The organism is Microtetraspora fusca, from assembly GCF_001570365.1.
GTDB lineage: Bacteria > Actinomycetota > Actinomycetes > Streptosporangiales > Streptosporangiaceae > Microtetraspora > Microtetraspora fusca.
This window is the reverse complement of the sequence record NZ_BBYK01000040.1, coordinates 172,374-194,814: the sequence shown is the minus strand read 5'-3', so window position 1 is coordinate 194,814 and position 22,441 is coordinate 172,374. Positions and strand designations below refer to the sequence as shown.

The following is a 22,441-nucleotide window of genomic DNA, read 5'->3' as shown; positions in this document are numbered from 1 at the left end:
GATGGGGGATGTCACGGAGCGACGTCGCCGGACACGTCGGCCGCTCCGGAGCCGGACGCGATTCCGGCACCCGGGCGGCGGCGATCGCGCTGCTGACTCTGGGGGTGGCCCTGCTGGGGGTCGTCGCGGTCACGACCCCGTGGCAGCCTCTCGGCCCCGAGGCTCCGGACGTGCACGCCGAGCCCGCGCTGGATTTCACCCGCGCCCAGCTCGACCGCGCCGACGCCTTCGACGCGGCGACGTCGGCTCCCGGCTACCTGTCGCTCGCGCTGACCCTGGTCTTCGGGGGAGTGCTCGTCCTCACCCCGGTCGGCGCCCGGCTGATCGGGCGGGTCAGGGGCCCCTGGTGGATCAAGGCGATCATCGGCCTGCTCGGTGTCTATGTCGTCTCGCTCGCGCTCAGATGGCCGCTCGGCATGTGGATGGAGGGCCTGCTGCGGGACTACGGCCTGTCCACGCAGACCTGGGGCTCCTGGACCGCCGACCGGCTGAAGAACTTCGCCGTCCAGATCGTGCTCTCCGGCATCGCCGTGCTGGTGATCGTCGCACTCGCCCGCAAGTGGCCGCGCACCTGGTGGATCCCCGCCTCCGTGGGCGCGTTCGCGCTGACCGTCGTGGTGTCCTTCGCCTACCCGATCGTGGTCGAGCCGATGTTCAACAGCTTCACGCCGCTGCCCGCCGGACAGCTGCGCACCGACCTGCTCGCCATGGCCCAGAGGGACGGTGTCCCGGTCAAGGACGTGCTGGTCGCCGACGCCTCCCGCCGCACCACCGCGCTCAACGCGTACGTCTCCGGGTTCGGGGCCACCCGCCGCATCGTCGTCTACGACACGCTGGTCACCCAGCCGAAGCAGGAGGTCGAGCTGGTCGTCGCGCACGAGCTGGGCCACGCCAAGAACGACGACGTCCTGTACGGCACGCTGGTGGGCGCCCTCGGCGCGGCGGCGGGCACCTGCCTGCTGTTCCTCGTGTTCCAGGCGCTGCGCCGCCGCGCGGGCGTCTCCTCGGCGGGCGACCCCCGGGCCGTCGCGCTGCTCGTCGGGCTCATCTCCCTCGGCACCGTGCTGTCCGGGCCGGCGCAGAACGTGGTGAGCCGGCAGATCGAGGCCCGCGCGGACGCGCACGCGCTCGACCTCACCCGCGACCCGGCCACGTTCATCGCCATGCAGAAGAGCCTGGCGCTGCGCAACATCTCGGACCTGTCGCCGAGCGCCCTGGACTACATGCTCTACGCCTCGCACCCCTCGACCGCCGAGCGCATCGCGATGGCGCGGTCCTGGGCGCGCCGGGGCGGCGTGCCCCGGCCGTGACGCGGTGACCGTGGAGAGCGGCGGATCCGGAGGATGGGCCGTGGACAGGACCCTGTTCGTCACGAACGACTTCCCGCCGAGACCCGGGGGCATCCAGGCGTTCGTCCACGGGCTCGCCTCTCACCTCGACCCGGCGTCGGTCGTGGTCTACGCCCCGCGCTGGAAGGGGTGCGAGGCGTTCGACGCGCGGCAGCCGTACGAGGTGGTGCGGCACCCGACCTCGCTCATGCTGCCGGGGCCAACGGTGGCGCGCCGGGCCGCCGAGCTGGCGCGGGACTGCCGCACTGTCGTCTTCGGCGCCGCGGCCCCGCTCGGCCTGCTCGCCCCCGCCCTGCGCGAGGCCGGAGCCCGGCGCGTGGTCATGCTGACGCACGGCCACGAGGCGTCCTGGGCCCGGCTGCCGATCGCCCGCGACCTCCTGCGCCGCATCGGCGAGGGCGCGGACCTGGTCACCTACCTCGGCGAGTACACGCGCGGCCACCTCGCGCAGCACATCTCCGACGCCAAGCTTGTACGGCTCGCGCCGGGCGTGGACACCACGACCTTCCACCCGGGCGCCGGGGGAGCGCGGGTCAGGATGTCGCTGGGGCTCGGTGAGCGGCCCGTGGTCGTGTGCGTCTCACGGCTGGTGCCGCGCAAGGGCCAGGACACGCTGGTCCGCGCCTGGCCGCTGGTCCGCGCCCGGATCCCGGACGCGGTGCTGCTGCTGGTCGGGGGCGGCCCCTCGCGCGGCGCGCTGCGGCGGATGGCGGAGGGGAGCGGGCTCACGGACTCCGTCGTGTTCACCGGCTCCGTGCCCTGGGCCGACCTGCCGTCGTACTACGACGCCGGCGACGTCTTCGCCATGCCGTGCCGTACCCGCCTGGGCGGGCTGGACGTCGAGGGGCTCGGCATCGTCTATCTGGAGGCGTCGGCGACCGGCCTGCCGGTCGTCGCGGGCGCGTCCGGCGGCGCCCCCGACGCCGTACGGCACGGCGAGACCGGCCTGGTGGTCGACGGGACGTCGCATGAGGAGGTGGCGGCCGCGCTCGTCGAGTTGCTGGACGATCCCGCGCGTGCCCGCGCCATGGGGGAGCGTGGCCGGGCGTGGATCGAGGAGGAGTGGCGCTGTGACCTCGTGGCCGCCCGGTTCGCCGGGCTGCTCGCGCCCGGCCGGGCGGAGGAGGCCCGGCGGACCTCGCCACGGGACCGGGCGGTCCCGGGGGCCGGGGAAGCGCAGTCGTAGCGGCCGCCGAGAGAGCTCACGCTCCCCGGCCTGACCTGTAGGCCGGAGTGGCGGGTAGCGATCGGTACCCGGTGGCCGGAACGTCCATCGTGCCGTCCGCGGCCCGGACAGCACACATACGCGAGAAGACACCGGGCCGGCCCTGACGGACCGGCCCGGGACGTCGTCACCGCGAGGTGGAGTTACGCGTACAGGTCGTCGATCTGCTTGGCGAAGTCGCGCGCCACGACGTGACGCTTGATCGACTGCTTCGGCGTGACGTGACCGGAGTCCTCGCTCAGCTCGATGTCGAGGATGGCGAACTTCTTGATCTGCTCGGCCCTGGAGACGGACAGGTTGGCGGTGTCCACGGCCTGCTGCACCTCGGCCACGACGGCCGGGTCGGAGCAGAGCTCGGCCATGGAGGCGCCGGTGCGCCCGTTGGCCTCCTTCCACTGCTCCATGGCCTCGGGGTCGAGCGTGACGAGCGCGGCGACGAACGGCCGGTCGTCGCCGACCACCATCACCTGGCTGACCAGCCGGTGCGCCCGGATGCTGTCCTCCAGCGGGCCGGGGGCGACGTTCTTGCCGGCCGCGGTGACGAGGATCTCCTTCTTCCTGCCGGTGATCCGCAGGTAGCCGTCCTTGTCGAGCTCGCCGACGTCGCCGGTGTGGAACCAGCCCTGCGGGTCGATGGCCTCCTTGGTGGCCCGCTCGTTGTTCCAGTAGCCGCCGAAGACGTGGCGCCCCTTGACCAGGATCTCGCCGTCGTCGGCGATGCCGATGGTGACACCGGGGAACGGCTTGCCGACCGTGCCGACCTTGTTGGCGCCCGGGATGTTCACGGTCGAGGGGGCGCTCGTCTCGGTGAGGCCCCAGCCCTCGAACACCTCGATGCCGACGCCGCGGAAGAAGTGGCCCAGTCGCTCGCCGAGGGCGGAGCCGCCGGAGACGGCCGCGCTCAGCGCGCCGCCGGTCGCCGCCCGCAGCCTGCCGTACACGAGCTTGTCGAAGAGGCCGTGCTTGAGGCGGAGGCCGAGGGAGGCGCCGCCGGAGCTCTCCGCCTTGCTCCACTCGATCCCGACCTTCACGGCGGTGTGGAAGATCTTGCCCTTGCCCTCGGTGGTGGCCTTGAGCTCCGCGGCGTTGTAGACCTTCTCGAAGACACGGGGCACCCCGAGCAGGAAGGTCGGCTTGAACGTCTGCAGGTCCGGCGCGACGTTCTTCATGTTGGCCGTGTGCCCGATCACGGTGGACGTCTCGATGAGGACGATCTGGATGATCCTCGCGAAGCTGTGCGCGAGCGGCAGGAACAGCAGCGCGGCCCGGTCCTGAACGTCGAACAGCAGCTCCAGGGGGCCGTGCGCCACGTTCCGCGCGGTGAACAGCAGGTTGTCGTGGCTGAGCATGCAGCCCTTGGGCCGGCCGGTGGTGCCGGAGGTGTAGATGATCGTGGCGAGGTCGTGGCCGCCCCGCGCCGCCCGCCGCTCGGCCAGCGTGTCATTGGAGACGTCGGCGCCGAGCCGGATCAGCTCCTCCAGCCCGTCGTTCTCGATGCGCCAGAGCGCGGCCAGGTCGGGCACGGCCTCCTTGACCGTCTGCTCGTGCGACTCCAGCTCGACGACGACGCGTTTGGCCTCGCTGTCGGAGATGATCCACTTCACCTGCTCGGCGGAGGACGTCTCGTAGATCGGCACCCCGACCCCGCCCGCGGCCCAGATGGCGTAGTCGACGACCGTCCACTCGTACCGCGTACGGGACATGAGCGCCACCCGGTCTCCGGGCTCGACGCCGGCGGCGATCAGCCCTTTGGCGACGCCCGCGACCGTGTCGCGGAACTCGCGCGCGGTCACCGGGACCCAGGTGTCGCCCTCCTTGCGGCGGATCACCACGGCGTCCGGTTCGTCGACGCCGCGCTGGAACACCGTGTCTGTGCAATTCGCGGACAACGGGACGTCCACCAGCACGGGAACGCTGTACTCGCGCACGGTCACTCCTTCGGACGCGCTCCTGACTTCTTCTCGGCCGAGGCTGGAGCGGGGATCGGCTTCACCGGACGCTACCGTGCGAAGTTACGCGTGGGTAGATCCGTCACAGAGGCGTTATCTGCGCATTCGCACGCTATCAGGGCGGTCATCGGGGTTCGTCGCACCGGACGTTCCGTGGAGGAGACCGGACCCGCCCCTTACCTGTCGGCGCTCCGGAGGTTCGAACGCGCGATCGGGACGGGCGCCCGGGCCGGTCCGGGCACCGGTACTACCATGTCCGCCATGAGGGTGCATGTCGTCAGCGACGTCCACGGCCGGGCCGACGCCCTGGCACGGGCGGGCGACGGCGCCGACGCCCTCGTGTGTCTGGGCGACCTCATCCTCTTCGTCGACTACGCCGACCACTCGCGCGGGATCTTCGCCGACCTGTTCGGACGGGAGAAGGCCTCCGAGTTCATCGGGCTGCGCACCGCCGGCCGGTTCGACGAGGCGCGGGCCATGTCGGCCGCGCTGTGGGCCGCGCTCGGCGGCGACCCCCGCGACCACATCGAGGCCGCGGTCCGCCGCCAGTACGCCGAGATCTTCGAGGCGATGCCGACGCCCGCCTACATGACGTACGGGAACGTGGACGTCCCACGGCTGTGGCGGGAGTTCGTCCGCCCGGGCCACGTCGTCCTCGACGGCGCCACCGCCGAGATCGGCGGGCTCAGGTTCGGCTTCGTGGGCGGCGGGCTGCGCACCCCTTACCGCACGCCGTACGAGATCGACGACGAGGAGTACGCGCGCAAGGTCGAGGCGCTGGGCGAGGTGGACGTGCTGTGCTGCCACATCCCGCCCGCGATCCCCGAGCTGCTCTACGACGTCGTCGCCCGCCGGCTGGAACGCGGCAGCGAGGCCACCCTGGAGGCGATCAGGAGGACGCAGCCCAGATACGCGCTGTTCGGGCACGTCCACCAGCCCCTGGTGAGCAGGACCCGGGTGGGGCGCACCGAGTGCGTCAACGTCGGTCATTTCCGCGGGCGCGGCACGCCTTTCGCCCTGGAATGGTGAAGTACGGTTAGCCCATGGCTGATCGAACCACGTCGAGCATCACGATCGACGCCGACCCGTCGTCCGTCATGACTGTGATCGCCGACTTTCCCGCCTATCCCGAGTGGGCCGGCCAGGTGAGGTCCGCGAGCGTCCTGGAGACCGGCGAGCAGGGCCGGGCGGCACGCGTCCGGTTCGTCCTCGACGCCGGAGTGATCAGCGACGAATACGTCCTCGGCTACGAGTGGACGGACGACGACGCCGTGATCTGGCACATCGTCGAGCCAGGCAAGATGGTCTCCGGCCTGGACGGCAGCTACCGCCTCACCGAGACCTCCGGCGGCACCGAGGTGACGTACGAGCTGGCCGTGGACCTCAAGGTGCCGATGATCGGAATGATCAAGCGCAAGGCCGAGAAGGTCATCGTCGACACGGCCCTCAAGGGGCTCAAGAAGCGCGTCGAAGGCCGATGAGGGTCCTCCTCTTCACGGGGAAGGGCGGCGTCGGCAAGACCACCGCGGCGGCGGCGACCGCGACCCTCGCCGCGGAGCGCGGACTGAAGACGCTGGTCGTCTCCACGGACACCGCCCACTCCCTCGCCGACGCGCTCGCCGTGCCCGGCTCCGGCGAGCCGGTCCAGGCGGCGCCGGGGCTCTACCTCCAGCAGGTCGACACGCAGAAGGCGCTCGAACGCCACTGGGGCGAGCTGCGGGCGTACGCCAGGAACGTGCTCCAGGAGCTGGGCCTGGACGAGATCACCTCTGAGGAGATCACGGTCCTGCCTGGCGCCGAGGAGATCATCGCGCTGCTCGAACTGCGCGAGCAGGCCCGCACCGGCCGCTGGGACGTCGTCGTGGTCGACTGCGCGCCCACCGCCGAGACGCTGCGGCTGCTCGCCCTCCCCGAGGCCCTCGACTGGCACGTCAACCGGCTGCTGCCGGGCCTGCGGCGGGTGCTGCGCGCGGTCTCGCCGGTGGTCAGGCACGTCGCCAAGGTGAGCGCCCCCGAGGGCGCCGTCATCTCCGCGGGAGAGCGGCTGCACCGCGGCCTGATGGAGGTCCGCGAGCTGCTGACCGGCGACAACGCCTCGGTCCGCCTCGTGCTCACCCCCGAGGCCGTGGTCGTCGCCGAGGCCCGGCGCACCCTGACCTCGCTCAGCCTGTACGGCTACCGCGTGGACGGGGTCGTCGCCAACCGCGTCTTCCCGGCCGACGACGCCGACGACTGGCGGCGCGGCTGGGTGGAGGCGCAGGCCAGGCACCTCGCGGAGATCCACGAGTCGTTCGCGCCCCTGCCGGTCCACACCGTCCCTTATCTCCCGGCCGAGCCGGTGGGCCCGCGCGCCCTGGCGGAGGTCGCCGCCGCGCTGTACGGCACGGCCGACCCGTTCGCCCCTCCGAGCGCGGAGCCGCCGATGCGCGTCGACGCCGACGAGCTGGTCCTCGCCCTCCCTCTGGCCGACAAGGAGGCCGTGGATCTGGCCCGCAAGGGAGAGGACCTGATCGTCACGGCGGGCTCCTACCGGCGGGTGATCGCCCTGCCCGCGGCCCTGGCCCGGAGGGGGATCGCCGGTGCGGTGCTCCGCGACGGGCACCTCCGGGTACGGTTCGAGACAGGAGGGGCGAAATGACGGAAAGCAACACGAACAACGGGTCCAACGGAACCCAGGACACCAACGGCTCCCCGCGTCAGGACCCGCTCGGGTCGATCGCGGATGAGGCGATGAAGCTCTTCGACGCCCTGCAGCGGCGGGTCGGCCGCGAGCTGGGCAAGGGCTTCGTGAAGGGCGGCGTGAGCGGGCTCGGCGGCGCGCTGGGCGGTGGCCTCGGCGGGGCGTTCGGCGGTGGCCGTACCGACGACGTGTGGGGAGAGGCGGTCGCCGCCCACGACCACGACGAGTACATCTGCCGGGCCTGCCCGGTCTGCCGGGTGATCGCCGCGGGCAAGGAGTCCGGCGGCGACGTCACCGATCACCTGATCGCGGCGGGCGGCGAGCTGGTCGCCGCGCTGCGCCAGGCGGTGGACGCCCTGCAACAGCGGGCGACCCCGCCCAAGCGGCCGGAAGAGCCGCACGTAGAACACATCGACCTGGGCTGACAGAGGTTTCGAGCACATGGCCTTGACCATCGGCGTGGACATCGGCGGCACGAAGATCGCTTCGGGTGTCGTCACGGAGGACGGGCAGGTCCTCGACCGCGCCCTGCGGCCGACGCCGGCCGACAGTCCCGAGCTGGTGGCCGACGCCATCGCGGACGCGGTGGCCGAGCTGGCCCGGCGCCACGCCGTGGAGGCCGTCGGGCTGGGAGCCGCCGGGTTCGTGGACGAGACCCGGTCGGTCGTCCGGTTCGCCCCCAACCTGGCCTGGCGGGAGGAGCCGCTGCGCAAGAAGGTCGCCGAGCTGGTCGGCCTTCCCGTCGTGGTGGAGAACGACGCGAACGCCACCGCCTGGGGCGAGTATCGCTTCGGCGCGGGCCGGGGCGAGAGCCACGTCGTGTGCGTCGCCCTCGGCACCGGCATCGGCGGCGGCGTCGTCCTCGGCGGCGAGCTCTACCGGGGCCGCTGGGGCATGGGGGGCGAGCTCGGCCACATGCAGGTGGTGCCGGAGGGCCTGCCCTGCGGATGCGGCAACCACGGCTGCTGGGAGCAGTACGCCAGCGGGAACGCGCTCGTGCGGCGGGCGCGGGTCAACGCCGCCGCCGACCCGTCCTCCGCGGTCCGCCTGCTTGAGCTGGCCGGCTCCCCGGACGCCATCGTCGGACAGCACGTCACCGACGCCGCCAGGGACGGGGACGCCGCCGCGCTCGCCGCGTTCGAGTTCCTCGCCGGCTGGCTGGCCCAGGGCCTGGCCGACCTGGCCGCGGTCCTCGACCCCGGCTGCTTCATCATCGGCGGCGGCGTCTCCGGCGCGGCGGACCTGTTCCTCGACCAGGTCCGCGCCGACTACGCCGCCCGCCTCACCGGGCGCGGGCACCGCCCGCTCGCCGGCATCCGCGCCGCCGAGCTGGGACCGGCCGCCGGCATGGTGGGCGCCGCCGACCTCGCCCGGGTCCGCTGACACCGCCGGTGCGAAACCGCACCGGGCACGCGACGTACGGACGGGAGTCGGGAGCGACCGCTGTCAGGCATCAGGATCGCCACCTACAACGTGCGGGCGGGGCGTGACGACCGCCGGGCGCTCGTGCGGGTCGTCAACGCCATGCGGCCCGACGTGCTGTGCGTCCAGGAGGCCCCGCGACTCCCCGGCAGGCGGCGCCGCCTCGCCCGGGAGACCGGCCTGACGATCGCGGCGGGCGGCCGCGTCTCCGGATCGCGCCTGGCCGGTACGGCGGTGCTCACCGGCCCCGCCGTGCGGGTGCTGTACGCCGCGGAGCACCGGCTGCGCTGGTTCCCCGCGCTGGAGCCGCGCGTCGTCGTCTTCGCGGTCGTCGAGAAGGGCGGCCTGCGGCTCGCGGTGTGCTGCTTCCACCTCGATCTGCACCCCGGGGCGCGGCTCCGGCACGCCGCCGAGATCGTGCCGATCGTGGAGCGCCTCGCCCGGATCTTCGGGGCGCGCGCCGTCCTGTGCGGGGACGTCAACGAGGAGCCCGGCGGGCCCACCTGGCGCTACCTCGCCCGGCGCTTCGCGGACTGCTACGGGGAGTCGCCGAAGGGGGAGGGCGGGACCTTCACCGCCAGGCGGCCGGCGAAGCGGATCGACGGGATCTTCGCCGCCCCCGGCCTCGCCGTGGCGTGCTGCGGAGCCGCGGACGCCGACCCCGCCGACCTTGTGATCGCCAGCGACCACCGCCCCGTGGTCGCGGATCTGTACGGAGACACACTCGGCGGCGCGGCGACCGAATCTGCCGAGAAATCGGTCTAATACATCACATTCAGGACCGGAATGGTGACCTCGCGCACACAGGTCACTCCCGTCACCGTACGATTTGTTCATGACCCGCCGCCACAGACGGCGCGCGGCACCGCTTGGTGTGCTCCTCGCCGGTCTCGTGGCCGGTTCCCTTTTGTGCGCCACCTCGGTGGCGCCCGCCTACGCCGAACCCGGAAGCCCGGAGTCGGGCAAGCAGGCCGCGCGCAGCCGGACGTCCTCCGCCAAGCTCCAGGCGGACGGCTCCCTCTCCGACGTCGCCGGACTCTCCGAGAAGGACGTCTGGGCGGTCGGCCAGCAGGACGTCTGGGACTTCTGGCAGAACCAGGGCGTCATCACGCACTGGAACGGCAGCTCCTGGACGGAGGTGGACGTCCGCAACGACACCACGGGCGCCGGGCACCTGCGCTCCGTCGCCGCCGCCTCCAAGAACGATGTGTGGGCGGTCGGGGACGGCCACGACGGCCTGCCGTACGTCGCCAGGGGAAACCGCGACGGGTTCGACCGGCTCGCCGTGCCGCAACTGCGCGGCGGCGACTGGATCGGCGCGGTGGCCGCGACGACCGGCAGAGTGGTGCTGGTCGGCAGCCGGGACGGCCGGACGTTCGTCGCCGACGCGGCCGCTCCCTCCTGGACCGGCTGGGCGACCGTGCAGGGGCCGATCGGCGCCCTGTACGGCGTCGGCCTCACCGGCAAGTCGGAGGGCTGGGCGGTCGGCGACTCAGGCTCCCGGCCGGTGATCCTCCGGCTCACCACGACCGGCTGGAAGGTGTCCCGCGTCCCGGCGGTGAAGGGCGGCTTCCTGCGCGACATCTACGTCCAGAGCCGAAAGCGCGCGGTCGCGGTCGGCGGGGTCTACCAGCGCTCCGGAAAGATCAGGCCACTCGTGCTGTCCTGGGACGGCGAGAGCTGGACCAGGGAGAAGCTGCCCGTCGCCCAGGCCGAGCTGTACGGCGTGACCGGCGACGGTGACGGCGCGTTCTGGGTGTCGGGCTACGATCCCGCGCGGCCCGGGACGGCCTTCCTGCTCACCTACACCGGCTCGAAGTGGAAGGTCGTGCACGGCGACTCGGTGCCCGACCGTACGGTCCGCCTGCAGGCGGTGACCAGGGTCGGCGCGACCACCATGGCGGTCGGGCACACGCTCGACGCGAACGACCGCTACCACGACGTGATCGAGACGTTCGGCACCTCGGCCAAATAGGGTCAGATGACGGCGCCGTCGTCCCAGCCGGAGTCGGCGGGCGGTCCGTCGCCCATCCGCACGACGAGGGCCACGAACCCGCCGATGAACGCCGCCACGGCGGTGAAGACGATCCAGCCGTCCATCGGCCAGCTCAGCAGGGCAGCGAGCAGCAGGTACGCGGGGCCGCCGAAGAGGGCCGCCCACGCCAGCTTGGTGACGCCGTCCGCCTTGGGCAGCGGGGGAGGAGCCGGAGGGATGTAGTGGTCCTCGTCGTCGCCCGGCTCCTGGACGGCCGCCTGGACGGGCTCGGTGTCCTCCTCTTTCTCCTCCGCGGGGGGCTCGTCCGGGACGTTCTCCCGGTCAGGCCATGGTTGACCGGCCGAGGTGTCCTCGGCCTTCTCATTGAAGGAGGCGACGATCTGACGCCAGACCTCGTCCTCGTCACTCTGCGGCGTCACTTCGATCCCGGGTCAGGAGTCCTTCGTCAAGGGTACCGAGGCATGCGTGCGGATGAAGTCGAGGCTCCCCGCGAAGATCGTGGGAGCATCGTTGTCCAACGTGGCGACATGGTAGCTGTCCGGTAGTTCTCTGATTTCCAGATTGTTCCCCATTCGTTCCCGAAGGAACTCCACGCTCGCCGGTTTCACCACATGGTCCTGAGGGCTCCGGTACACCAGCACCGGCTGGGTGATCCGGTCCAGGTCGCGCTGGACGAGCTTCCAGAACTGCGGCAGTGTGGCGGCGGCCCGGACCGGCGTCCGCGCGTAGCCGAGCTCCACCGCGCCCTCCTTCTTGATGTCGCCCGCCACGCCGGGAGCCGACCGCAGGAACCACTTCAGCACCGGAGCCAGCCGCAGCATCGGCACGTCGCGCACCACGGACGGATTGACCACGACCACCCCGCGTACGGACTCGCCGTGCACCTCCGCGAGCCGGAGCGCCATGCACCCGCCCATCGACAGGCCCATCACGAACACCTCGGCGCACGCGCCGCGCAAATCGGCGAACGACTTGTCCAGCTCGGCGTACCAGTCCTCCCAGCGGGTCCGGTTCATTTCCTGCCAGGTCGTGCCGTGGCCGGGCAGCCGGGGAAGGGAGACCGTCAGCCCGGCCTCCGCGAGATACTCGCCCCACGGACGCAGCGCCTGAGGGGATCCGGTGAACCCGTGGCACAGCAGGACGCCGATCTCGCCCCCGTCATGCTGGTACGGCTCGGCGCCGGGAAGCAGCGGCATGAGAGAACCTCCGTGTCGGGTGCTCCTCCAGATTCGCCCGATAGTCGCACGTTGGCCATGGTTAGTGCGAGCACCTTAAGACATGGGAAGATGACTTGCACATCCGATCGAAGGAGCGCCCACGGTGTTGTATTGGGTGGTGAAGTACACCATCTGGCCATTGCTCCGGCTCATTTTCCGGCCCTGGGCACAGGGGATGGAGAACGTGCCGGCCGAAGGTCCGGTCATCCTGGCGGGCAACCACCTGTCGTTCGCCGACCACTTCTTCGGAGCGGGGTTCCTGCCGCGCAAGGTCATCTCCCTCGGTAAAGCCGAGTACTTCACCGGTCGCGGCATCAAGGGCATGGTCAGCCGCGCGTTCTTCTCGGGTGTCGGAACCGTGCCGATCGACCGCTCCGGGGGCAAGGCCAGCGAGGCGGCGCTCCGTACCGGTCTGCGCATCCTCAAGGACAACCAGGTCCTCGGCATCTACCCGGAGGGGACGCGCTCTCCCGACGGCCGGCTGTACAAGGGCAAGACCGGTGTCGCCCGGCTCGCCCTGGAGTCCCGCGCTCCGGTCATCCCGTGGGCGATGGTCAACACGTTCGAGATGATGCCGCCCGGGCACCCCATCCCCAAGTTCGGCATCCGTCCCGGTGTCAGGTACGGCAAGCCGCTCGACTTCTCCCGCTACTACGGGATGGAAGGCGACCGCCTCGTGCTCCGCGCCGTCACCGACGAGATCATGTACGCGTTGATGGAGCTGTCCGGCCAGGAGTACGTGGACAAGTACGCCGCCAGCGCCAAGGTCGAGATGGTCCGCGCCGCCCGGGCGGCCGCGTCGAAGTCCTGACCGCCCGTTCCACGGCACGAGCGGTCACGGATCGAGGGTCTCGTCGCGGGGTGCCCGACTTCTGATGGTCACTTGCTGAGCCCTGGTGAGGCCGTCCCTGGGCTCAGATCCGGGTGCGGATCTGGCGGATGTGCTCGGGCGTGGTGCGGCAGCAGCCGCCGACATACGCCGCGCCCAGGGCGTGCCACCGGGCGGCGGCCTCGCCGTACTCCACGGGATCGGTGAGGCCGAGCCAGCGGCGGCCGGCCGCGTCCCATGTCTCGCCCGAGTTGGGATAGACCACGACGGGCTTGCCCTTGAGCCGGCCGATCAGGCCCGGGATGTGGCGCGGGGCCGTGCAGTTCACGCCGACCGCGATGACCTGGGGCAGCTCGGCGAACAGTGCGGCGCACTCGCGCAGCGGGGTGCCGTCACTGATGTGCTCGTCGTCGCGGCACGAGAAGCTGACCCAGGCGCGCACCGACGGCAGTTCACCCAGCAGCGTGGCCAATGCCCGCGCTTCCGCCAGCGACGGGATGGTCTCGCACGCCAGCAGGTCCGCTCCGGCGTTCGCAAGGATCTCCAGGCGGTCCCGGTGCCATGCGGTCAGCTCCGCCTCGTCGAGGTCGTAGTCGCCGGTGTACTCGGAGCCGTCGGCAAGATAGGCGCCGTACGGCCCGACGCTCGCGGCTACGAGCCCATGCCCGGCAGTGTCCCGAGCCTGTACGGCCAGCTCGACCGACAGGCGGATGAGATCCGCCGCCTCGCGCGAGGTCAGGCCGCGCCGTACGAAGCCGGGGATGCTGGCCTGGTAGCTCGCCGTCGTCGCGACGTCCGCGCCGGCCGCGTAGTAGTCGAGATGAACCTGCCGGATCATGCCGGGATCTTCGATCAGCAGCTTGGCCGACCAGAGGTCGTCGGAAAGGTCGCAGCCCAGGGCCTCAAGGTGGGTGGCGAGGCCGCCATCGAGGATCAATGTGGAACTCACCGAACAACCCTATGCGTTTGCGGCATATGGGGCTTAAACGGCTCATCCTCCGTGTGCTGCGCCGCCGGTCTCCCGTCCCCGCAGGGGGACGCGATGACCGGCCCGACACGGGCGGAGTGCGGGAACCTCGGCGTCCCGCGCCTCGCCCACCGTCCGACGTCATCCGTCTGAACGAACCTCACTGATCCGCCCGCACGAGCGCCCTCGGCCGAGTCCGGCGACCCCGGCCGTCCCCGTGGGATGGGCCGTCGGACGCGGCCTGCCCCCGCCTGCGACCAGGCGGGGGCTCAGCGGTCGTCGGCGCCCCTGGCCGTGCCCACGGGGCGCCGTAGCGGCCGCCCCGCGCGCGGTGGAAGTCTGCGGCGGCGTGCCCATCCCTCGGTCGGCCCGGCCCACTGCTTCGCGAGTGTGGTGGCCAGATCACGCGGAGGCTGCCCTCATGTCACGACGCCGCGCCGGCTACGAGCGGAAACTCTTACACCACTCCCGTGAACGCAACCTTGGCCAGGGCGTGCGTTCACGGAAGCCCGGTGTGCCCGACCGAGGTTCATTGGCGCTTCCAGAAGGGGCGGCGTTCGGAGCGGGGTGGCTCTTCGGTGGGCGGCTCCGCTGAGGTGCCCGCCTCTTCGGCATCCGCCGCCGTAGGTGACTGCGCCGGCGGGAGCGGTGGCGCGGCGGAGGTGTCCTCGGCGGAGGTGTCCTCGGCGGAGCCGAGGGAAAGCCGGGTGAGGAGTTCGACCGCTCGCCGCCACAGATCGGCGAGGTCGACGTCGGCCCGTTCGGCCTGATCGAGCGCCTCTCCCAACGCGGACAGCTCCGCATAGCCGCCGATCAGGTGATCGAGCACCCGCAGGCGGCTGGCGAGATCCGCGAGGTAGCGACGGCGGACCGGCTCGGGGGACGACTCCACGGCGTGGAGCCGCCGCAGTTCCTCGGCCAACTGCGGCCGGATGCCGTCGAGGCTCGTCGTCGGAGCGACCTCGCCACCTGGAGACCACCCCTGCCCGCCGGTGAACCCTCGGCCGGGCCGAGGCGGTCGCGACGGCGCAGGTGTCGTCCGCCTCGGGATCGGCCCGGAGCCCGGTACGGCGGGCGGCGGGGGGCCCGATGGCGGTGCGGCACCCGGCGGCGGCGCTGGTGACGGGGCCACTGGCGGCGGGAACGGGCCCGGAGCGGGTGCCGCGCTCCCCGCGGTCGAGGGCGGGCTGATGCCGGTGTCCATCCAGGCGATGGGCGCGTCGGCGGGGCGGCCAGGCGCGGGCGCGCTCTCGGCGGAGAAGGCCATCGTGGTCATGGCGGCCGCCATGACCGGCTGAGGCGGCTCCCAGCCGCTGGGCAGCTCGACCGGCTGGATCACGTGGTGCTCCGGCCTGCCGTCGGCGGCCACGTGGGTGTCCACCGCGACGAACGCCGTGAACCGGCAGAGCACACCGAAACGCAGCGACGTCGCGACGATCTCGTGTTCCAGTGATCGGTCGCCGACCGCGTACCGATCTTCGAGATCGCGCACGTGGCCCCGCGCCCACACGGCCCGGGCGGCGCCACTCGCGGCATCGCCTCTCACGGTCACCGCCGGCACGCGGGCGTTCCACGGCCGGCCGCCGGAGGTCAGTCCGTGGACGGTCAGCGCCTTCTCGCCAGCGGCACCGGCCGCGTCCGCGGAGGTGGCCGGCCCACGCTCCAGGTCAGGTGGGGAGATCCGCGCCGGCTCGCCGGTGGCCGTACCGACGCGATAGCGGCCGGAGACCGTCAGCGGAACGCCGGGGTAGAGCGATCCGGCGTGCGTGACGGTGCCCGGGACGATGTCGAACCCGTCCGCCCGGAGAGAGACACCGGTGACCAGTGGAGAGCCGATGCGGCGATGGATGTGCTCCATCGCCTCGTCGAGGCGGTCTTCCGACTCGACCAGTTCGCACCGCCCCGAGCCGAGCATGGCCAGCCTGCCGAGGAAGCCGGCGTTGACGGCGCGGTCGATCCCGACGGCGTGCACCCGGACGCCGCTCAGCCGTGCCCCGGTGCGTTCCAGGATCTGATCCTCGTTGCCGACCTGCCCGTCGGTGACCAGCACAAGCACGCGATCGCGCCCGGCGGCGGGCGTCGAGCCGAGGGGCGGCGAGGAATGCGGTTCGTACGAGACCGGGCGCGCCGGCCCCTGGCCGGGGAAGTGGCCAGGGGAATGGCTGAGCGCCTGCTCACCGGACGTCGGATGAGGAGGGGGCGACAGCTCTGCCGACGGCGGGGGAGTCGACGGGGCGAGCAGCCGCAGCGCCTCCTCCATCGGGGCGAGGATCTCGGTGCCGCCTCGCGCTTCCAGCCGGGACAGGTGCTCGATCGCGCGATAGCGGTTGCGATCCGTGGCCGGAGTGAGCCCATCGGGGAAAGCACGCTCGATGGCCGTGTCGAACGCGAGCACGGCGAACCTGTCGCGGGATGTGAGCGTGTCGACGATGCGCGCCGCGGCTCGCCGGGCGGCGACCATCTTCCACCCGGCCATGCTGCCCGATCGGTCGAGCAGGAGGACGACGTCCCGGGGAGCGGTTTCGCCCGGCTTTTCAGCGGGTGGAACGACCGTCAGCGTGAACGTGCCCTCCGCCGAAGGCGGGGTGCCCTCGTGCTCGACGGCGGGTCCGGAGCCGCGTGACCCGGCCTCGGCCGGCGTACCGGGCTCGGGGCGTGGGGCAGGGTCGGGGACAAGCGCCAGCGAGGTGGACGGCGCGAAGCCGAGACGCAGGATGAAGTCGCTGTCCAGGCGCTCGCCCGGCGTCAGCCGGAGGGTGTCGCCCTCCTGGATGACCTCGTGGAGGCTGGAACGGATCTCCTCGAGCCCCAGACCGGCGGGATCGATCGTCGTCACCAGCGAAAGCCGTACCGGATTGGGGAAGCCGGGCAGGAGCACCGGCGGGGTGATCCGCGAGGCGTCGGGCACCGCGTCGGTGTCCGGTGCGGTGCCGTCGCCGACCTGGCCGCCGTCCAGCGGCGTGCCCGGAATGTAGCGCGGCGCCACCACGAGCGGGAAGCGGAACTCGGCCGCGCCGTCTTCGAAGGGGAGCGGCTGGCTGAGGGTGAGATGTATCTGCACCCGCTCGCCGGCCAGGATGTTGCCGACCCGGATGGTGAAGACGTCGGGACGGTCCTCCTCGGCCATCGCCGCGCGGCGGCCTTCGGCGAGCGCGCGGTCGTAGTCGGCTCTGGCCTGTCCGCGCTCCTTCAAAACGCCGTCGATCACCCGATCGTCGGCGGTCATCCGGAAGGCCGTCACCGCGGCGCGGGGCGGCAGCGGGAAGACGTACGTCGCCTCCAAGGTGACGTCGAAGGGGTTGCGGAACCCCTGCGCCATCTCGACGCCGGCCAGGAGGCCCGCGACCCGGGCGGTGATGTCGACGCTCTCCAGCGGAAGGTTGCCTCTGGCGGTCTCCAGGGCGCCCAGCCCGGCGTCCGGTACGGGATGACACCGCTCGGGCGGCAGGGGGGTGATGATCGGGACAGACATCGGTCAGCTCCCTTCCATGGCGGACTCAGGCCGGGCGGCCAGTCCTCTGGCGACGAGGTCGGCGATGAGGGGCGCGGCGGCCTCGCGGAGTGCCGCCAGGTCGCGTTCGGTGGGCGGGCGCGTCGCCTGGTGCAGCATGACCGTCACGCCGGGAGCCAGTCGTACGCCGTAGACGAGGTCGGCGGGGAGGGGTTGGAGGGCGTCGCGCGCATGGCCGTCCTCCAAGTCGGCCGCGGAAGCGCGAGTGAGGTCGGCGGCCCACCGGGCGTCCATCGTGTCGAACGGTCTCGACGAGGCGGGTACGGGGGAGGGCGAGCCCGGTGCTCCGGCGGTGACGGCTGTCATGTCGTCTCGGGCCGTCCCGGCGTCAACCGGCGCCGCGTCGCCCGCGGCGGTTCTCTCGGCTACGGCGGCCACGCCGTCGCGCCACGCCGGGTCGCTCCCCGCCGTATGAAGTGGAGCCGGAGCGGGGGAGGAGCGCGTCCAGAAGCGGTCGGGACCCGGCTGTCGGCCCGTGTCGGTCGGCGGTGGTGTGCGGACGTCGGGCGCGCCACCCGGCTGAGCGGGGGCGACGCCGCCCGGCGGGCCCGCCGAAGCGTCGATCGCGGGCGGGGCGCCGGCCAACCCGGAGACGCGTTCCAGCATCTCGTCGGTCGCGCCGGCGAGCTCGGTCTGGATCTCCGCGATCGACAGGCCCTCGGCCTGGCGGCGTTTGATCGCGACAAGTTGGAGCAGATGACGTCGGCCGTAGAGGGCGACCCTGCCACGGCGGGCCAGTGGGGGATCGAGCAGACCGATCGTGGCGTACCACCGGATCAGCCGCGCGTTCGGAACGTCGCGGACCCGCCCGTTGGGGCGTGGCCCGGCGCCGAGCAGCGCCGCCGCGCGCTCGGCCAGCTCTCCGATGGTCCACGTGCCGTCCATGCCGCCATGATGACACTGTCATCGTGACACTGTCAACGTTTAGCTCGCGTGGAAGGGGTATGGCAGCTAGTCCGTTGGTAATGACGAACGACTCCATCGAGGGGGAGGTACCTTCATGACCTCGATAAGCAGTCCGCTCTCGCCCGACAACAAGAAGATCGCCACGGATTGCCTACAGGGCGCGCTGATCGATCTGATCGACCTGTCCCTGGAGGGCAAGCAGGCCCACTGGAACGTCATCGGGCGCCACTTCCGTTCGATCCATCTGCAGCTCGACGACGTCGTGGACTTCGCTCGCGAGAGCGCGGACCTCGTCGCCGAGCGTGCGGTCGCGCTGGGAGCGAACCCCGACGGCCGGCCCGGCACCGTTGCGCGCGACAGCCACGTGACGAGGGTCGACAGCGGCTACATCGAGGACGGCAAGGTCATCGCGATCTTCACCGACGTTCTCGAGTCGATCACCCGCCGCATGCGGGAGCGCATCGACGCGACTGAGAAGGCCGACCCCGTCACGCAGGACCTTCTCATCGGGATCACCCGTGACCTCGAGAAGCACCATTGGATGATGCAGGCTCAGCGCTGATCGTCCGCGGCTGTGCCGGTGCCCCCGAGCATTCGCAGGGGGCGCGGCGAAGGCCGTGGCCGATCCGCCGCGCCGCTCAGAGGCGCGGGTGTCACGCGTCAGAGGAGCCTGCGGGCGAGACCGGCGACGGACGGCCGGCTCGCCAGCAACTCGCGAAGGGCGTCCCATTCCGGGGCGCCCTCGTGCGTTTCCGGCGCGCTCGGGTCGCTCACCTCACACATGGAAGCGCCGGGGCCGCCGCGCCGCACCGGCCGGACCCGCGGCCCGCCCGCGCCGGACCGGTCGGCCTCCCGCGGCTCCTTCCCCTGCCGCCCGCCGACGCCTCGCGGAGCGGCGGGCACCGGTCCGAGCCGGGCGAGGGCCTCCGCCCACGCGTCGACGCTCCCTGTGGACGCCGCCTTCTCCAGCACCTCCAGGACCGTCTCGCCGGAGCCGCACTCCTTCGCCAGCGCGGACAGCAGATGCGGCCAGCGGACGGCCAGGGCCGCGACCTTCGCCACCGCGGCGTCGTCGGCGCGTTCCGCGCCGGCCAGGCTCTGCCGGTACGTCACGAACGAGTAGAACCTGAAGACGTTCACATAGCGCTTGAGCTGGCGCGGATTGGCGGAGGAGAGGACGGGAAGCGCCGCCTCGATCGCCCGGTAGGCGTTCTCGTCCGTGTAGAGATCGTCATACACCCGGTCGGCGGCGAGCCGCGTCTCCGGCCACAGGTCCGGTACGGCGTCGCCGCCCGACGGCCTTCCTGGTTCGCCTACCGGCGGATCGGCGACGGCCGACACGTCCCGCGCCTCCAGAAGAGCCGCGGTGTCCGGCATCGCGGCCACGGCCTCCTGCGCCTCGCGCGCCGCGGCGTCCAGCGTGTCGGCGGTCGGCGCGGCGGCCCGGATCGTCGCTTCGAGGATTTCGACGAGTCGCGGGTTCAGGGGACGCCTTCCGGGGGAGAGCCCGCGGTCGGACGCGCTCCCGCTTGTTCCGGAAGCGGCGTGGACGTCGGATCCGAGGGTCCGGCCCCCGAGATCGCCGGATCGTCCTGCCGGAACCGGACGCTCATCCGCTTCCCAACGCGCATCCGCTCCCCAAGCGGCCTGTGCCTGGTCGCGGCCCCGTGCGGCACGCGCTCGGTGGCGGCTCCCGCGCCCGTAGTCGCCCGGCTCCTCCGCGGCCCCCGTCCCCGGCGCGGCGCCGTCCTCCGCCCGCGGCCCCCGGTCCATACCGTCAGAAGGCGGACGCGGCCGCTCCCGGCAACGGTCGACTCCCAGTAGCGCGCCGACATATCCGGGCAGGCGATGGGCGTCCTCCAACACCGGAAGGCTGAGCGGAAGCTGGACGATCTTCTCCAGGAAGCGCCATCCGAGCCCCGAACGCAGGTCCGCCGGCATGGCTTCCGCGAGATCCTGGTAGGCGACCTCCACGTGGGCCGCCACCACGTCCGGCTCCATGGCCAGGACGAAGACGCAGTTCGGGAACTCCCCGGCGAGGAAGAGGTTGATCGCCTCGATCACCTGGGCGACGGTCCCGGAGCCGCATCGGTCCAGGTCGTCGACGAAGACCACGAGAGGGCGCTCTTCCGTGGCCACCAACCGCAGCACCCGGCGCATGTCGGTCTGGACGAGGTGCAGGAACCCCGTCTTCGCGCCGTATCCCGGGTCGACGACGAGGTCGCCCGCCAGTCCGGGAGCCGGGCCGAGCAGGTCCGGCGGCCGGATCAGCCTGCCGAACGCCGTGTCCGCCGACTCGGTCAGGAACCGGGCGAGCCGTACGGCGCCGCCGGCGAGCACGCCCACCGAGCCGCACGCGCCGAGGGCCGCCGCGGCGGCGCGCAGGGCGGGGCCGAGCGCCGGCACCAGGGCCGCGGCGGCGAGCGAGGCGCAGGTGAGCACGATCGTGGCGGCCAGCCCGAGCGCGACGGGCGTGAGCCGGGTGATCGCCATCCGGTAGGCCCGCCGCCGCACGGCCTCGCGATCGATCCTGGCGAGGTTGAGCTCCAGCCAGAAGCGTTCGCGTTCGCCGCGGGGCAACCGGCCGGTGACCTGCGTGATGATCTCGTGCGCGAGACCCGCCCATACCTGCTCGCCGTTCTGGTACATCCACGGGTTGAACCACACCGTCGGGCGCCAGTCGGAGGCGCGCAGGGCCGGCCGTTCCGGTGCGGAGAGGCGGGGATCCTCGCGGGACCGGTCGCCGCGCCTCCTGGCGTACGAGAGCACCTCGGCGATGGTCACCCGGGACGCCCCCCGCGCCTTCCGGCGCAGGGCGGCACGGCGCCCCCGCCCCGCCTTCCGCGGCGGCGAGCCGGGACGGGCCAGGTGGATCTCCGCCGGATGCCCGTCCGCCGTGCCCGGGTCGAGCAGGTCCTGGATCATCCGCATCAGCGACGTCTTGCCGGTGCCCCAGGGGCCCTTGACGCCGATCGTCAGCGGCGGCAGCGTCTCGGGATGGCGGACGAACGCCGCGACCGCCTCCGCGTAGATCCGGTGCCCGAGCTGGTCGTCCGTCGTCCAGCGGTCGGGCGTGAGCCTCGCCCGGGGCCGTACAGCGCGGCGCGCGGCCCGCCATCGACGCAGCACGGCGCAGGCACGGGCGTGCTCGTCCCGGGTCAGCCGCGCCCGACCGACCTCTCGTACGGCGGGGTGGGCCGGGAACCCCGAGGCGTCCACGAGCTCCCACGGCGTGCCGAGCTCCGCGAGCGCCCGAGCCGCGTCGCCCGCGCTCTCGGCCGGTCCCGTGCCGGCCGGATCGCCGTGGTCGCGGTCCGCGAGCAGCAGGGCCGCGAGGTCGGAGGTCAGCGGCTCGCCGTCCTCGAGCAGCGCGGCCAGCCGCAGCAGGTCCTGGGCGACCGGGCCGAGGTACACGTCGTAGACCCGGGCGACGATCTCCTCGGCGGTCGAGGGGACGGAGCTCTCCCCGCGCCTCCGGAGCTCGTCGACCGCCCCGCTCAGCCCGTCGGGCACGGCTCCGGCCGCCGCGCTCCCGGCCCCTCCGGTCCGCGCGAGCGGGACGGAGGGGGCGTCGCCGTACACGCTCAGCAGGGGGCGCAGCGAGCTGCCGGCAGAGGCGGTGACGGCGTATCGGTGCAGGTCGGCGATGGTGACCACGCCGTCGCCGTCGGCGTCGGCCGCTCCGGTGAGGAGCCCGTCGGCGATCACGCCGGTGAGCGAGAGGCCGCGGCGCGGCGGGCGCTCGCCCATCGCCAGGCCGGTCGTCAGCGCCGCCGCCACGATGGGCGGATCTCCGCGTACGGGGAGAACGCTGACATCGTGCCGCGAACCGGCACTGTCGTCGGGGTCGCTGTCCACCACCCAGCCGAAGTCCACGATCATCACGATCGCCTCCGCCGCGCAGTCGCCCGCGCGGCGTGCGAAGCCGCTGATCAGGGCGGCGAAGTCGCGCGGGGTCCAGCCCCGCCCCGTCGGCCACCGGATGACGAGCAGGTCCCCCGGCTCCGCCGCGTCGAGGAAGCGTCCCAGGTGGTGATGGTCCCCGGAACCTTCGCCGGGTACGGACTCCACGACGTACCCGTTGGTCGCCAGGGCGTTGACGAGCCTCCGGGCGGGCCGGGCGGAGGCGGCGTCCCGGACCGCGTCGGCGCCGGCGTCTGGATCTTCGGGATCGAGGAACACCAGCGCCTTACGCGCGTGCACCGGCCCGATCGCCCGCTCGGCCGCCGGGCGGGCGCCTGGAGCCGGGACGTCTACCGTGCCGTGCCTCATGAATCGATCACCGTGGTCGCTGGAGGGCTGGTGGGGGCCTCAATGTAGACCCGGGCGTGTCGGAGATGATCGCGACGGGCGGCGCCGATTACGCACTTCTCGCGCAAAGTTTGCGCGG

General features: G+C 72.5%; 18 protein-coding genes. 11 read left to right on the top strand and 7 right to left on the bottom strand.

Annotated elements, in window-relative coordinates:
• The first annotated feature begins 8 nt into the window (after positions 1 to 8).
• Complete coding sequence (locus AWQ68_RS06275; RefSeq protein ID WP_084463695.1) at positions 9 to 1,310, top strand: M48 family metallopeptidase; 1,302 nt, start codon at positions 9 to 11, stop codon at positions 1,308 to 1,310.
• Positions 1,311 to 1,350: 40 nt separating this feature from the next.
• The gene (locus tag AWQ68_RS06270; protein WP_157544958.1) at positions 1,351 to 2,535 is read left to right on the top strand and encodes a glycosyltransferase family 4 protein; all 1,185 of its coding nucleotides are present in this window, start codon (positions 1,351 to 1,353) and stop codon (positions 2,533 to 2,535) included.
• 182 nt (positions 2,536 to 2,717) lie between these two features.
• On the opposite strand, the gene AWQ68_RS06265 is transcribed toward AWQ68_RS06270, so the two are convergent.
• Entirely contained in the window at positions 2,718 to 4,502 is a 1,785-nt protein-coding gene (locus AWQ68_RS06265; RefSeq protein ID WP_066936657.1) for an AMP-dependent synthetase/ligase, read from the bottom strand.
• Positions 4,503 to 4,784: 282 nt separating this feature from the next.
• Here AWQ68_RS06265 and AWQ68_RS06260 point away from each other — a divergent pair, with 282 nt between their 5' ends.
• The 7 genes from AWQ68_RS06260 (at position 4,785) to AWQ68_RS06230 (ending at position 10,600) form a co-directional block, all read left to right on the top strand.
• Complete coding sequence (locus tag AWQ68_RS06260; protein WP_157544956.1) at positions 4,785 to 5,552, top strand: metallophosphoesterase family protein; 768 nt, start codon at positions 4,785 to 4,787, stop codon at positions 5,550 to 5,552.
• 14 nt (positions 5,553 to 5,566) lie between these two features.
• Entirely contained in the window at positions 5,567 to 6,004 is a 438-nt protein-coding gene (locus AWQ68_RS06255; protein ID WP_066936069.1) for an SRPBCC family protein, read from the top strand.
• Positions 6,001 to 7,161, top strand: a complete 1,161-nt coding sequence (locus AWQ68_RS06250) for an ArsA family ATPase (protein WP_066936066.1) — start codon at positions 6,001 to 6,003, stop codon at positions 7,159 to 7,161. The genes AWQ68_RS06255 and AWQ68_RS06250 overlap by 4 nt, the downstream gene beginning before the upstream one ends.
• Positions 7,158 to 7,628, top strand: coding sequence for a DUF5304 family protein (locus AWQ68_RS06245; protein ID WP_066936063.1), 471 nt, complete (start codon positions 7,158 to 7,160; stop codon positions 7,626 to 7,628). The genes AWQ68_RS06250 and AWQ68_RS06245 overlap by 4 nt, the downstream gene beginning before the upstream one ends.
• 16 nt (positions 7,629 to 7,644) lie before the next feature.
• Positions 7,645 to 8,586, top strand: a complete 942-nt coding sequence (locus tag AWQ68_RS06240; RefSeq protein WP_066936060.1) for an ROK family glucokinase — start codon at positions 7,645 to 7,647, stop codon at positions 8,584 to 8,586.
• Positions 8,587 to 8,676: 90 nt separating this feature from the next.
• A complete protein-coding gene (locus AWQ68_RS06235; protein WP_245655771.1) occupies positions 8,677 to 9,390 on the top strand; it encodes an endonuclease/exonuclease/phosphatase family protein in 714 nt (237 codons plus the stop codon).
• Between the two features lie 70 nt (positions 9,391 to 9,460).
• Positions 9,461 to 10,600, top strand: coding sequence for a hypothetical protein (locus tag AWQ68_RS06230; protein ID WP_066936054.1), 1,140 nt, complete (start codon positions 9,461 to 9,463; stop codon positions 10,598 to 10,600).
• Positions 10,601 to 10,602: 2 nt separating this feature from the next.
• On the opposite strand, the gene AWQ68_RS06225 is transcribed toward AWQ68_RS06230, so the two are convergent.
• Together AWQ68_RS06225 and AWQ68_RS06220 are read right to left on the bottom strand one after the other, a co-directional pair.
• Entirely contained in the window at positions 10,603 to 11,040 is a 438-nt protein-coding gene (locus AWQ68_RS06225) for a hypothetical protein (protein WP_066936051.1), read from the bottom strand.
• A gap of 12 nt (positions 11,041 to 11,052) precedes the next feature.
• A complete protein-coding gene (locus AWQ68_RS06220) occupies positions 11,053 to 11,817 on the bottom strand; it encodes an alpha/beta hydrolase (RefSeq protein ID WP_066936049.1) in 765 nt (254 codons plus the stop codon).
• Between the two features lie 124 nt (positions 11,818 to 11,941).
• Here AWQ68_RS06220 and AWQ68_RS06215 point away from each other — a divergent pair, with 124 nt between their 5' ends.
• Positions 11,942 to 12,649 carry a lysophospholipid acyltransferase family protein gene (locus AWQ68_RS06215; protein ID WP_066936046.1) on the top strand — a complete coding sequence of 236 codons (708 nt, stop codon included), beginning with the start codon at positions 11,942 to 11,944 and terminating at the stop codon, positions 12,647 to 12,649.
• A gap of 103 nt (positions 12,650 to 12,752) precedes the next feature.
• On the opposite strand, the gene mmuM is transcribed toward AWQ68_RS06215, so the two are convergent.
• The 3 genes from mmuM to AWQ68_RS44130 form a co-directional block, all read right to left on the bottom strand.
• On the bottom strand, positions 12,753 to 13,616 hold the full coding sequence (gene mmuM, locus AWQ68_RS06210) for a homocysteine S-methyltransferase (protein WP_066936043.1): 864 nt from the start codon (positions 13,614 to 13,616) through the stop codon (positions 12,753 to 12,755).
• Between the two features lie 547 nt (positions 13,617 to 14,163).
• On the bottom strand, positions 14,164 to 17,106 hold the full coding sequence (locus AWQ68_RS44670) for a VIT domain-containing protein (RefSeq protein ID WP_084463694.1): 2,943 nt from the start codon (positions 17,104 to 17,106) through the stop codon (positions 14,164 to 14,166).
• A 3-nt stretch (positions 17,107 to 17,109) separates the two neighbouring features.
• Positions 17,110 to 18,030, bottom strand: a complete 921-nt coding sequence (locus AWQ68_RS44130) for a helix-turn-helix domain-containing protein (protein WP_084463693.1) — start codon at positions 18,028 to 18,030, stop codon at positions 17,110 to 17,112.
• A 115-nt stretch (positions 18,031 to 18,145) separates the two neighbouring features.
• On the opposite strand from AWQ68_RS44130, the gene AWQ68_RS06195 reads away from it, so the two are divergent.
• Positions 18,146 to 18,613, top strand: coding sequence for a Dps family protein (locus tag AWQ68_RS06195; protein WP_066936040.1), 468 nt, complete (start codon positions 18,146 to 18,148; stop codon positions 18,611 to 18,613).
• Between the two features lie 98 nt (positions 18,614 to 18,711).
• Here the strand turns inward: AWQ68_RS06195 and AWQ68_RS06190 are convergent, their stop codons facing one another.
• A complete protein-coding gene (locus AWQ68_RS06190) occupies positions 18,712 to 22,323 on the bottom strand; it encodes a KAP family P-loop NTPase fold protein (protein WP_066936037.1) in 3,612 nt (1,203 codons plus the stop codon).
• Positions 22,324 to 22,441: the final 118 nt, after the last annotated feature.